Annotated in this window: 12 protein-coding genes; 10 read left to right on the top strand and 2 right to left on the bottom strand. The window is 65.6% G+C overall.

Annotated elements, in window-relative coordinates; all coding sequences use genetic code 11:
* Nucleotides 1-42: 42 nt before the first annotated feature.
* Complete coding sequence (locus BSY239_RS17955) at nt 43-1,224, bottom strand: MBL fold metallo-hydrolase (protein ID WP_069048002.1); 1,182 nt, start codon at nt 1,222-1,224, stop codon at nt 43-45.
* Nucleotides 1,225-1,353: 129 nt separating this feature from the next.
* Between BSY239_RS17955 and BSY239_RS17950 the strand changes: the two genes are divergently transcribed.
* Together BSY239_RS17950 and BSY239_RS17945 are read left to right on the top strand one after the other, a co-directional pair.
* Nucleotides 1,354-1,755 carry a MerR family transcriptional regulator gene (locus BSY239_RS17950; protein ID WP_069048001.1) on the top strand — a complete coding sequence of 134 codons (402 nt, stop codon included), beginning with the start codon at nt 1,354-1,356 and terminating at the stop codon, nt 1,753-1,755.
* Between the two features lie 24 nt (nt 1,756-1,779).
* Entirely contained in the window at nt 1,780-2,145 is a 366-nt protein-coding gene (locus tag BSY239_RS17945; protein WP_069048000.1) for a DUF1304 domain-containing protein, read from the top strand.
* Between the two features lie 4 nt (nt 2,146-2,149).
* Here BSY239_RS17945 and BSY239_RS17940 read toward each other — a convergent pair whose 3' ends face one another.
* A complete protein-coding gene (locus BSY239_RS17940; RefSeq protein ID WP_069047999.1) occupies nt 2,150-2,746 on the bottom strand; it encodes an IMPACT family protein in 597 nt (198 codons plus the stop codon).
* Nucleotides 2,747-2,922: 176 nt separating this feature from the next.
* Between BSY239_RS17940 and BSY239_RS17935 the strand changes: the two genes are divergently transcribed.
* The 8 genes from BSY239_RS17935 to BSY239_RS17900 all read left to right on the top strand — a co-directional run bounded on the left by BSY239_RS17935 (nt 2,923) and on the right by BSY239_RS17900 (nt 12,395).
* Entirely contained in the window at nt 2,923-3,306 is a 384-nt protein-coding gene (locus tag BSY239_RS17935; RefSeq protein WP_083240218.1) for a PaaI family thioesterase, read from the top strand.
* A gap of 33 nt (nt 3,307-3,339) precedes the next feature.
* Nucleotides 3,340-4,521, top strand: a complete 1,182-nt coding sequence (locus BSY239_RS17930; RefSeq protein ID WP_069047997.1) for an isovaleryl-CoA dehydrogenase — start codon at nt 3,340-3,342, stop codon at nt 4,519-4,521.
* Between the two features lie 28 nt (nt 4,522-4,549).
* Nucleotides 4,550-5,209 (top strand): carbonate dehydratase, encoded by a 660-nt coding sequence (gene can, locus BSY239_RS17925; protein WP_069047996.1) that lies wholly within the window; start codon nt 4,550-4,552, stop codon nt 5,207-5,209.
* Between the two features lie 39 nt (nt 5,210-5,248).
* Nucleotides 5,249-7,036, top strand: a complete 1,788-nt coding sequence (gene aceK / locus BSY239_RS17920; protein WP_069047995.1) for a bifunctional isocitrate dehydrogenase kinase/phosphatase — start codon at nt 5,249-5,251, stop codon at nt 7,034-7,036.
* Between the two features lie 30 nt (nt 7,037-7,066).
* The gene (locus BSY239_RS17915) at nt 7,067-8,251 is read left to right on the top strand and encodes an acetyl-CoA C-acyltransferase (RefSeq protein WP_069047994.1); all 1,185 of its coding nucleotides are present in this window, start codon (nt 7,067-7,069) and stop codon (nt 8,249-8,251) included.
* Between the two features lie 18 nt (nt 8,252-8,269).
* The gene (locus BSY239_RS17910; RefSeq protein ID WP_069047993.1) at nt 8,270-9,397 is read left to right on the top strand and encodes an acyl-CoA dehydrogenase family protein; all 1,128 of its coding nucleotides are present in this window, start codon (nt 8,270-8,272) and stop codon (nt 9,395-9,397) included.
* Between the two features lie 116 nt (nt 9,398-9,513).
* The gene (gene trkA / locus BSY239_RS17905; RefSeq protein ID WP_069047992.1) at nt 9,514-10,905 is read left to right on the top strand and encodes a Trk system potassium transporter TrkA; all 1,392 of its coding nucleotides are present in this window, start codon (nt 9,514-9,516) and stop codon (nt 10,903-10,905) included.
* Between the two features lie 17 nt (nt 10,906-10,922).
* Nucleotides 10,923-12,395 (top strand): TrkH family potassium uptake protein, encoded by a 1,473-nt coding sequence (locus BSY239_RS17900; protein WP_069047991.1) that lies wholly within the window; start codon nt 10,923-10,925, stop codon nt 12,393-12,395.
* The last annotated feature ends 7 nt before the right edge of the window (nt 12,396-12,402 follow it).

The raw sequence follows: 12,402 nt of genomic DNA, 5'->3' as shown, positions 1-12,402 counted from the left end.
CCCACGCTCCGCCGCTGCGCGGGTCGCTGCCCCCCGAGGGGGCTAAGCCTGCCTTGGGGCGGCCCGGCGGCTGGCTGGGCTGAAGCGCCAGACGCCGGCAGCGTCCTGCTCGCGCAGCAGCTCGCCCGCCATCCACAACCAGTGCAGATGCGCCACGGCCTCGCCCATGGCGAAGGTGGTCTGGTGCAGGTCGAGCGTGCGGGGAAACAGCACCGGCAGGATGTCGGCACCACTGCAAGGTTTTTCCCGGCAGGCCACGCGCACCTCGTCGAGCCGGTCGCGGTGGTGGTCCTGCAGCTGCTGGATGCGTTCGTGCAGACCCGTGAAAGGTTTGCCGTGCGAGGGCAGCACCAGGGTGTCTTCGGGCAGCGGCAGGTACTTCGTGAGCGAGTCCAGAAACAGCGTGAGCGAATCGGCCTCGGGCTCCTGGTCGTAGACGCTGACGTTGGTGGAGATGCGTGGCAGCACCATGTCGCCGCTGATCAGCACACCGAGCGCCTCGCAGTGCAACGCCATGTGTTCAGGTGCGTGACCGTAGCCGCTGATGCAGCGCCACAGGCGCCCGCCGACGGGCACTTGCAGACCTTCGTACAGCCGGCGGTACTGCGCCGGCACGGAGGGCACGAGGTTGGGGTAGTAGCTGGCGCGGCCGCGGATCTTCTCCAGGCTCTCGGGGTCGCTCAGGCCTTGCGAGGCGAAGAAGGCGGCCGCGGCTTCGCCACCGAAGCCGGTGGTGCTTTGTGAGCCGATGCGCGCCATGGTGAAGTCTGTGGCGCTGATCCAGAGCCTGCAGACTGGTGCCCCCACGCTTGCGGCTTCGCCGTTTCGCTGCCCCCCAAGGGGGCTGGCCTCGCCTTGGGGCGGCCCGGCGGCGCGTCCGCCCCATCGCGTGCACAGCCAGTCGGCCAGCCCGATGTGATCGGGGTGCATGTGCGTCACGATCACACGCAGCACGGGCAGGCCGTCGAGTTCGTTGGCAAAGATCGTTTCCCACTGTGCCTTGGCCGCGTCGTGCGAAATGCAGCAGTCCACCACGGTCCAGCCCTCACTGCCGTCGAGGTGGTCGCGCAGCAGCCAGAGGTTGATGTGGTCCAGCGCAAAGGGCAGGGCCATGCGGATCCACTTCACGCCGGGCGCCACTTCCAGCGTGTGGCCGGGCTCGGGCAGCGTCGCGCCCAGGGGGTAGTGCAGGCGTGCTTCGAGCTGTTCGCGGGTGGGGTTCATGCGGGCGGGATTCCGTTAAGATGCCGAGGTGACGTTGACGTAAACGTCAACCAACAGGGCATTCTACGGAGCGGCACCGCCGCGCACTGTCTGCAACCCGACACGGCCTGAAACGACAGCTCTGATCCCATGGCGACGAACCCGACCTACACCATCAGCGATCTGGCGCGCGAGTTCGACCTCACCACCCGCGCCATCCGTTTCTACGAAGACATGGGGCTGCTGGAGCCTCAGCGCGAAGGCCCGGGCGGGCGCAACCGGGTGTATTCGGCGCGCGATCGCACGCGACTCAAGCTCACCCTGCGCGCCAAGCGCCTGGGCTTGTCGCTGACCGAAGCCAAGGACATCATCGACACCTACGACAGTCCGCGCGACACCGGTCCGCAGCTGCGCAAGTTCCTCACCGTGCTGGCCGACCACCGCCGCCAGCTCGAAGAGCAGATGGCCGATCTGGTGGCCAACCTCGACGAGGTGAAGGTGCACGAAAAAGAGGCCCGCGCGTTGTTGGCCAAGCTGGACAAGAAGTCCTGAGTTCATTTTGTGGGAGGGGTCGCCATGTCCTTGATTGCCGGCGTTGTTGTGGCGCTCGTCGCGCTGCTGCATTTCTACTTTCTCGTGCTCGAGATGTTCCTGTGGGACAAGCCGGCGGGTCTCAAGGCCTTCGGCCAGACGCCTGCGTCGGCCGCGGCCACGAAGGTGCTCGCCGCCAACCAGGGCCTGTACAACGGCTTTCTGGCGGCCGGCTTGCTCTGGGGTTTGTGGTTGGGGCCCGAGGGCTTCGGCGTGAAGGTGTTCTTTCTGCTGTGTGTGCTGATCGCCGGCCTGTATGGCGCGGCCACGGCCAGCCGCAAGATTCTTTACGTGCAGGCGCTGCCGGCGGCGGTGGGTCTGGTGCTCGTCGTCCTGAGCCGCGGGGCCTGACGCCTCAGTCGGGTTCTGCGTTGCGCCACAGCACCCGACCTTGCCCGGCATCGTTGATGCGCGCCACCAGCGCTGCCGCGCGCGATTCCGGCACACGCAGCGTGGCGTCCACCCCGTCACCGTGCTGCACCTCGGCCAGCGTGGCGCCAAAGCCGTCGAGTTCTCGCCGCAGCCAGCCTTCCAGCGCATAGGGCAACACACAGCGCAGCCGCTGCCAGCGAATCACCGGCACCTTGTCCGCGGTCAACAGGGCCTGGGCCACGCTGTCGGTGTAGGCGCGCACCAGCCCACCTGCGCCCAGCGGCGTGCCGCCGTAGTAGCGCACCACCGTGGCCAGCACACCTTCCAGGTCCTGGTGGCGCAGCACCTCCAGCATGGGGCGCCCGGCCGTCCCGCCGGGTTCGCCGTCGTCGTTGGCGGCCGAGTGCCCGCCAGCCATGAGCGCCCAGCACACATGCGTGGCGCCGGGGTGCTCCGCGCGCAACCCGGCCACGCGCGCCAGCGCTGCGGCGCGGTCGGCCACCGGCTCCACGCAGCCGATGAAGCGGCTTTTCTTGAGGGTCTGGTCGCTGTGGACCGGGGCGTTGAGGGTGAAGGGCATGGCGGGTCGAGCATAGCCCTGCGTCCAGGCGCTTGAAATTGACGTTTACGTAAACGTCAACGTAGAATCCAGGGCTGCCCCCACGCACCGAGAACGCTGTGAACCCACCCACCTTCGAACCCCGCAACCCCGACTTTGACGCCCGCGTGCGCGAGAGCTTTGCCCGCCAGGCCGCCATGCGCACCCTGGGTGCCACGCTCGCGGTGGTGAAACCCGGGCAGGTGGAGATCACGCTGCCCTGGGCCGAGCCGCTGACGCAGCAACACGGCTTTCTGCATGCCGGCATGGTGGCCACCGCACTCGATTCGGCCTGCGGCTACGCCGGGTTCTCACTGATGGCATCCGACGCGGCGGTGCTCACGATCGAGTTCAAGATCAACCTGCTGGCGCCCGCGCAGGGCCAGCACTTCCGCATGGTCGGCACCGTCATCAAACCCGGGCGCACCGTCACGGTGTGCGAGGGACAGGCCTGGGCCATCGACGGCGGACAGGAGAAACTGGTGGCCACCATGGGCTGCACGCTCATGGCCGTCGTCGGCCGCGACAACATCCAGGGCTGAAGCCCGCTTTCATCTTCTTTGGAGACACGCCCCATGACCAACCTGCCCGGCCTCAATTTCCAGCTCGGTGAAGACATCGATGCGTTGCGCGACGCGGTGCGCGATTTTGCGCAGGCCGAGATCGCCCCGCGTGCGGCCGAGATCGACCAGAGCGACCAGTTCCCCATGGACCTGTGGCGCAAGATGGGCGACCTCGGCGTGCTCGGCATCACCGTGGGCGAGGAGTACGGCGGCGCCGGCATGGGCTACCTGGCCCACATGATCGCCATGGAGGAAATCTCGCGCGCCTCGGCCAGCGTGGGTCTGAGCTACGGGGCGCACAGCAACCTGTGTGTGAACCAGATCAAGCGCAACGGCAGCGAGGCGCAGCGCGCCAGGTACCTGCCCAGGCTCATCAGCGGTGAACACGTGGGCGCACTTGCCATGAGCGAGCCGGGCGCCGGTTCGGACGTGATCAGCATGAAGCTGAAAGCCGAAGACAAGGGGGGCTACTACCTGCTCAATGGCAGCAAGATGTGGATCACCAACGGGCCTGATGCCGACACCATGGTGGTCTACGCCAAGTCCGAACCCGAGATGGGTGCGCGTGGCGTCACCGCTTTCATCGTCGAGAAGGGCATGAAGGGTTTCAGCACCGCACAAAAGCTCGACAAGCTCGGCATGCGCGGCAGCCACACCGGCGAGATGGTGTTCAACAACGTCGAGGTGCCGGTCGAGAACATCCTGGGCGGCCTGAACAACGGCGCCAAGGTGCTCATGAGCGGGCTGGACTACGAGCGCGCCGTGCTCACCGGCGGGCCGCTGGGCATCATGCAGGCGGTGATGGACAACATCGTTCCCTACATCCACGACCGCAAGCAGTTCGGCCAGAGCATCGGCGAGTTCCAGCTCATCCAGGGCAAGGTGGCCGACATGTACACCGTGCTGCAGGCCGGCCGCTCGTTCGCCTACACCGTGGCGAAAAACCTCGACCTGCTCGGCGCCGAACACGTGCGCCAGGTGCGCAAGGACTGCGCCTCCGTCATCCTGTGGTGTGCCGAAGAAGCCACCAAGATGGCGGGCAACGGCATCCAGATCTTCGGGGGCAACGGCTACATCAACGAATATCCCCTGGGCCGACTGTGGCGCGACGCCAAGCTGTACGAAATCGGCGCCGGCACGAGCGAGATCCGCCGCATGCTGATCGGCCGTGAACTGTTCGCCGAGACCTGCTGACGCACGACCGACGCTCTAAGATCGCGCCATGACTTCCGAACTCAAAGACCTTTTCGAGCGCAACCGCGTCTGGGCCGCCGACATGGTGGCCGCGCGCCCCGGCTTCTTCACCGACCTGCTGGCCCAGCAGAGCCCGCAATACATGTGGATCGGCTGCTCCGACAGCCGCGTGCCTGCGAACCAGATCACCGGTCTGGACCCGGGCGAGGTGTTCGTGCACCGCAACGTGGCCAACGTGGTCGTGCCCACCGACCTCAACTGCCTCTCGACCATCCAGTACGCGGTGGACATGCTCAAGGTGCAACACCTCATGGTGGTGGGCCACTACGGTTGCGGTGGTGTGCAGGCCGCACTGCGCGATGTGCGCGTGGGCCTGGCGGACAACTGGCTGCGCCACATCAAGGACGTGCGCGACCGGCATTCGGCCTTGCTGGACGCCACGCCCGAGCAGCACCGCGCCGACGTGTTGTGTGAACTCAATGCCATCGAGCAGGTGATGAACGTGGCACAAACCACGGTGGTGCAGGACGCCTGGGCGCGGGGTCAATCGCTCACGCTGCACGGCTGGGTGTACGGCCTGCGCGACGGCCTGCTGCACGACATGCACATGACGGTGGACAACAAAGACCAGATCGACGCCGCCTACCGCAAGGCCGTGGCCGGCGTGGGCTCGGTGCGCCAGAGCTGAGCGGCGGCACCTCCCGTTTCACCCCCGACGGGACACGCCATGTTCCCCCAGCGCCTCGACTCGACCCTGGCCTACGCGATCGCCAAGGCCATGATGGACGGCTTCAACCGGCACTACCGGCTGTTCCGCACCGAGTCGTCGCGCGCCCAGCACCGGTTCGAGACGCGCGACTGGCTGGGCCAGCAGCGCGCCCAGCGCGAGCGCATCGAGTTCTACGACCTGCGGGTCAAGGAATGTGTGATGCGGCTCATGAAGGAGTTTGGCGCCGACACACAGCCCATGGACGTGTGGGAGCAGGTCAAGCTGCATTACATCGGGCTGCTGGTGAACCACCACCAGCCCGAGCTGGCCGAGACCTTCTTCAACTCGGTCACCACCAAGATCCTGCGCCGCGCCTACTTTCAGAACGACTTCATCTTCGTGCGCCCGGCGGTCTCCACCGAGTACATCGAGAACGACGAACCCAGCGCGAAGCCCACCTACCGCTGCTACTACCCCACGGCAGAGACGATGCAGGCCGAGGTGTTGCGCATCCTCCAGGACTTTGACCTGCGCGTGCCGTTTGAAGACCTGGAGCGCGATGCCGCTCTGGTGCTGGCTGCGATGAAGCGGCATTTCGACCACGTGAAGCTGCGCGCGAATTTCCAGTTTCAGGTGCTCTCGGGCCTGTTCTTCCGCAACAAGGGCGCCTACGTGGTCGGCAAGATCATCAACGGCTTTCAGGACGTGCCGTTCGCCCTGCCCATCCTGCACAACACCGACGGGAAACTGGTGGTGGATGCGGCGCTGTTTGGTGAAGACGACCTGCTGATCCTGTTCAGCTTCGCGCGTGCTTACTTCATGGTCGACATGGAGATACCGAGCGCCTACGTGCAGTTCCTGCGCAGCCTGATGCCGCGCAAACCGCGCGCCGAGTTCTACAACGCGCTCGGCCTGGCCAAACAGGGCAAGACGCTGTTCTACCGCGACTTCCTCTCCCACATGCGGCACAGCACCGACAAGTTCAGGATTGCGCCCGGCATCAAGGGCATGGTCATGCTGGTGTTCGACCTGCCGAGTTTCCCGTTTGTGTTCAAGGTCATCAAGGACTTTTACCCGCCGCAGAAGGACACCACGCGCGAGCAGATCCGCAACAAATACCTGCTGGTGAAACAGCACGACCGGGTGGGTCGCATGGCCGACACGCTGGAGTTCTCCGAGGTGGGTTTTCCGCGCGACCGTTTCACCGACGAGCTCATCGCCGAGATCCAGAAGTTCGCGCCCAGCCAGCTCGAGATCAGCGACCGCGATGGTGATGGAACGACCGAGGTGATCCTCAAGCACTGCTACATCGAGCGCCGCATGATCCCGCTCAACATCCACCTGCAGGAAGCCTTCGACGCGGGCGCGCGCGCGCAGATCGAGCACACGGTCATCGAATACGGCAACGCCATCAAGGACCTCGTGGCCGCCAACATCTTCCCGGGCGACATGCTGTGGAAGAACTTCGGCATCACGCGCCACGGCAAGGTGGTGTTCTACGACTACGACGAGATCGAGTACATCACCGACTGCAATTTCCGACGCGTGCCGGCGCCGCGCACCGAGGAAGACGAAATGTCGGGCGAGGTCTGGTACACGGTGCGCAAGCACGACGTGTTTCCCGAGACCTTCGGCCCGTTTCTGCTCGGCAACCCGGTGGTGCGCGAGGTCTTCATGCAGCACCACGCCGACCTGCTGGATGCCGCCTTCTGGCAATCGCATAAGGAACGCATCGCCGCCGGGCATGTGTTCGATGTTTTTCCCTACGAGCGCGAACGGCGTTTTCTGTCGCACGCGCTCGCCTGAACTTTTTCCACCCCTTCAAGGAGATCCACCATGTCCCAAGACCCCATCGTCATCGTCGGCGCCGCCCGCACCCCCATGGGCTCGTTCCAGAGCGACTTCGCCAGCCTCTCCGCCCACGACCTGGGTGGCGCCGCCATCAAGGCAGCGGTCGAGCGCGCCGGCGTGAAGCCCGAGCAGGTGGACGAAGTGCTGTTCGGCAACTGCCTGATGGCCGGCCAGGGCCAGGCACCCGCGCGCCAGGCCGCTTTCAAGGGCGGTCTGCCGAAATCGGCCGGCGCCGTGACGCTGTCCAAGATGTGCGGCTCGGGCATGAAGGCCACCATGCTCGCGCACGACATGATCCTTGCCGGCAGCGCCAGCGTGATGGTGGCCGGCGGCATGGAGAGCATGACCAACGCGCCCTACCTGATGCTCAAGGGTCGCGGCGGCTACCGCATGGGGCACGACAAGATTTACGACCACATGATGCTGGACGGCCTGGAAGACGCCTACGAGGCCGGCCGCTCGATGGGCACCTTCGGCGAAGACTGCGCGGCCAAGTACAGCTTCACCCGCGAGCAGCAGGACGCCTTTGCCATTGCCTCGGTCACGCGCGCCAAGGCCGCCACCGAGAACGGCGCCTTTGCCGCCGAGATCACGCCCGTGACGGTGAAGGACCGCAGTGGCGAGCGCGTGGTGTCCACCGACGAAGGCCCGGGCAAGGTCAAGCTCGACAAGGTCACCAGCCTCAAGCCCGCGTTCAAGAAAGACGGCACCATCACCGCCGCGTCGAGCTCGTCCATCAACGACGGTGCTGCCGCGCTGGTGCTCATGCGCGAATCCACCGCGAAGGCTCAGGGCCTGAAGCCACTGGCGCGCATCGTGGCGCACAGCACCCACGCCCAGGAACCCAACTGGTTCGCCACCGCCCCGGTGGGCGCCACGCAGAAGCTGCTGGCCAAAACCGGCTGGAGCGTGAATGAGGTGGACCTGTGGGAGATCAACGAAGCCTTCGCCGTGGTGCCCATGGCGCTCATGACCGAGCTGAACATCCCGCACGAGAAGGTCAACGTCAACGGCGGCGCCTGCGCGCTGGGTCACCCCATCGGCGCCAGCGGTGCGCGCATTCTGGTGACGCTGCTGCACGCGCTGCAGGCGCGTGGCGGCAAGAAGGGCGTGGCCACGCTGTGCATCGGCGGCGGTGAAGCCACGGCGATGGCGATTGAGCTGGCTTGACCCGGACACGACCTGGCCATGCTGAACCAAGACCAACTCATGATCCGCGACGCGGTGCGCAGCTTTGCCCAGGAGCAGCTCTGGCCGCACGCGGCGAAGTGGGACAAGGAACACCACTTTCCGACCGACGTGCACAAGGGCCTGGCCGAGCTCGGCGCCTACGGCATCTGCGTGCCCGAGGCGCTGGGCGGCGCGGGGCTGGACTATGTGACGCTGGCCGTGGTGCTCGAAGAAATCGCGGCCGGTGACGGCGGCACCAGCACCGCGATCTCGGTCACCAACTGTCCGGTCAATGCGATCCTGATGCGCTACGGCAATGCGCAACAACAAGAGCAATGGCTGCGCCCGCTGGCCGCCGGCCAGATGCTCGGTGTGTTCTGCCTGACCGAGCCGCACGTGGGATCGGATGCGTCTGCCCTGCGCACCACGGCGACGAAGGAGGGCGATGAATACGTGCTCAACGGTGTGAAGCAGTTCATCACGAGCGGCAAGAACGGGCATCTCGCGATCGTGATTGCGGTCACCGACAAGGGCGCAGGCAAGAAGGGCATGAGCGCGTTTGTCGTGCCCACGAGCACACCGGGTTATGTGGTCGCGCGGCTGGAGGACAAGCTCGGCCAGCACAGCAGCGACACCGCACAGATCAATTTCGACAACTGCCGCATTCCGGCCGGGAACCTGATCGGCGCCGAGGGCGAGGGCTACAAGATCGCGCTGTCTGCCCTGGAAGGCGGTCGCATCGGCATTGCAGCGCAGAGCATCGGCATGGCGCGCAGCGCGTTCGACTGTGCGCTGGCCTATTCCAAGGACCGCTCCAGTTTTGGCCAGCCCATCTTCAACCACCAGGCGGTGGGGTTTCGCCTGGCGGACATGGCGACACAGATCGAAGCGGCGCGCGCGCTCACGCACCACGCGGCGGCCCTGCGCGACGCGGGTCAGCCGTGTTTGAAGGAAGCGGCCATGGCCAAGCTCTTTGCCAGCGAAATGGCCGAGGCGGTGTGCACGGCGGCCATCCAGGTGTTTGGCGGTTATGGCTATGTGAGCGACTTCCCGGTGGAGCGCATTTACCGGGATGTGCGGGTGTGCCAGATTTACGAAGGCACGTCGGACATTCAGAAGATCATTATTCAAAGAGCGCTGGCCTGACCTCCGGCGCGAGGTGTCTGCGTTCCAGGATGCCGTGGAACCGGCTTTGCCGGGCCACAGGCATCGCCCCCTGGGGGGTGACGCCGCAGGCGGCGCGGGGGGTACCATCCATCACCATGAACATCATCATCCTGGGTGCCGGCCGAGTCGGCGAAAGCGTTGCCGAGAGCCTGGTCTCCGAACAGAACGACATCACCGTCATCGACATGGACCCCGCCCGGCTGCGCAGCCTGGAAGAACGCATCGACCTGCGCGGGGTGGTGGGCAACGGCATCCAGCCCTCGGTGTTGCGGGAGGCGGGCGCCAAAGATGCCGACATGGTGATCGCCTGCGCCGCCAACGACGAGACCAACCTCGTGGTCTGCAAGGTGGCGCACGACATCTTCAACGTGCCCAGCACCATCGCACGGCTGCGCTCGCCCGAGTTCATTGAAGGCGACGAACTGCTCGGCAAGAACGGCTTTGCGGTGGACCACGTGATCTGCCCCGAAGAGTCGGTCATGCGCTACCTGCACCAGCTCATCAGCTACCCCGAAGCGCTGCAGGTGCTCGAGTTCGCCGACGGCCGTGCCAGCCTGATCGCGATCCGTGCCACCCACGGCGGTGCGCTGGTGGGCCACACCATCGGTGAGTTCCGCGAGCGCTTTCCCCATGCCGAGATGCGTGTGGTTGCGCTGTACCGGCTCGACACCGAGATGGAGGCCACCAAGACCACGCGCATCCTGGCGGGGGATGAGGTGTTCGTGCTGGCGGACACGAAAAAGATCCGCTATGTGCTGGGCGCCATCCACAACATCGACGAACCGGTCAAACGCATCATGATCGCGGGCGGCGGCAAGGTGGGTCTGCGCCTGGCGCGCTCGCTGCAAGGCCAATGCCAGGTGAAGATCATCGAGCGCTACAAGGCGCGCTGCGAATACCTGGCCAGCCAGTTGCCCTCCAGCATGCTCATCCTCAACGGCGATGGCGCCGACGAAGACCTCTTGCTCGAAGAAAGCGTGGGCGAGATGGACATGTTCCTCGCGCTCACCAGCGACGACGAGGACAACATCATGTCGGCCATGCTGGCCAAACGCATGGGCGCCAACCGCGTCATGGCGCTCATCAACCGCCGCGCCTACGCCGACATGATGCAGGGCAGCACCATCGACATTGCGATCTCCCCGTCGCAGACCGTGATCGGCGAACTGCTCACCCACCTGCGGCGCGGCGACGTGGCTGCGGTGCACAGCCTGCGCCGTGGCGCGGCCGAAGCGCTCGAGGGCATTGCGCGCGGTGACGTGAAAACCAGCAAGCTGGTGGGGCGCAAGGTCGAAGAGCTCAAGCTGCCCAAGGGCGTGCGCATCGGTGCCATCGTGCGCGGCGAAGGCAACAAGTCGGAAGTGCTCATGCCCCACCACGACATCGTGATCGAAACCGACGACCACATCATCATGTTCATCCCGAACAAGCGCCTGGTGCGCGAGGTCGAAAAGCTGTTCCAGGTTGGCGCCACCTTTTTCGGCTGACGCCGGGACCTGTCTTCATGCCGCTGCTGCGTGTCTTCCCGGTGCTGGGCGCCATCGTGATGGTGTTCTCGCTCACCCTGCTGGTTCCCTGGCTGGTGTCTTGGCGGTACCAGGACGGTGCCCAGGCTGCCTATCTGCCGGCGATCGCCGTCACGTTCCTGGCGGGGCTGCTTCTGCGCAGCGCCGTGTTCAAGGTGGGCCGCAAGGTGGAACTGCAGACGCGCGACGGCATCTTGCTGGTGGGGCTGGTCTGGACCCTGTTGCCCTTGTTTGCCAGCATGCCCCTGCTGCTGTATTTCGGCCAGACGGCCACCCCGATCAGCGCGACAGACGCCTACTTCGAGGCCATGTCGGGCCTGACCACCACCGGTGCCACCGTGATCACCGGTCTGGATGCCTTGCCGGGTTCGATCAACCTCTGGCGCTGTTTCCTGCAGTGGCTCGGCGGCATGGGCATCCTGGTGCTCGCGGTGGCCATCCTGCCCATGCTGGGGGTGGGCGGCAGCCAGCTGTTTCGCGCCGAGGCCACCGGCCCCATGAAGGACGCCAAGCTCACGCCGCGCATCACCGAAACCGCCAAGGGCCTGTGGACGGTCTACTGCCTGCTGTCGGTGGCGTGTGTGCTGGCTTACTGGGTAGGGGGCATGACACCGCTGGACGCCTGGGCCCACATGTTCACCACCATGAGCCTGGGTGGGCTGTCGACGCACGACAGCAGCTTCGGCTTTTTCCAGTCACCTGCGCTGGAGTGGGTCGCCATCCTGTTCATGCTGGTGGCCAGTTGCAATTTCGCGCTGTATTTCGTGGCCCTGGCCAAGCGCCAGCCCGGGCGCATCTGGCGCGACGCCGAATGGCGCGGCACCATGTTCCTGCTGCTGGGTGCCAGCGTGTTCGTGGCCGGGCTGCTGCTGGCCAAGGGCACCATGACCGATCCGCTGGAGAGCCTGCGGGTGGCGCTGTTCAACGTGATCTCCATCGGCTCGACCACCGGTTATGCGACGGCGGACTACACCACCTGGCCGGTTTTTGCGCCGCTGTTCATGATCATGTTGTCGGGCATTGCCACCAGCGCGGGTTCCACCGGCGCCGGCATCAAGATGGCACGGGTGCTGATCCTGCTCAAGCAGGCGAAACGGGAGATTTCGCGCATCATCCATCCGCGCGCCGTGTACCCCGTGCACCTCGGCGGGCGTGTGGTGGAGACCGGAACGCTGCTGTCGGTGCTGGGTTTCATGCTGGTTTACGGTGGAACGATCATCGGTCTGACCATGCTGTTGCTGCTCTCCGACCTCCCGTTCGACACCGCGTTCTCGGCGGTGGTGGCCAGTGTGAACAACATGGGTCCCGGCCTCAACGAGGTCGGGCCGGCGGGCAACTTCCAGGGGTTGACCGACTTCCAGACCTGGGTGTGCACGCTGGCCATGCTGCTGGGCCGCCTGGAAATGCTGTCTTTCCTCGTTCTGTTCACCCCTGGCTTCTGGCGCAAATAGACTGACT

Origin of the sequence: Hydrogenophaga sp. RAC07, from assembly GCF_001713375.1 — a bacterium.
GTDB lineage: Bacteria > Pseudomonadota > Gammaproteobacteria > Burkholderiales > Burkholderiaceae_C > Hydrogenophaga.
This window is presented reverse-complemented; position numbering and strand designations above follow the sequence as displayed.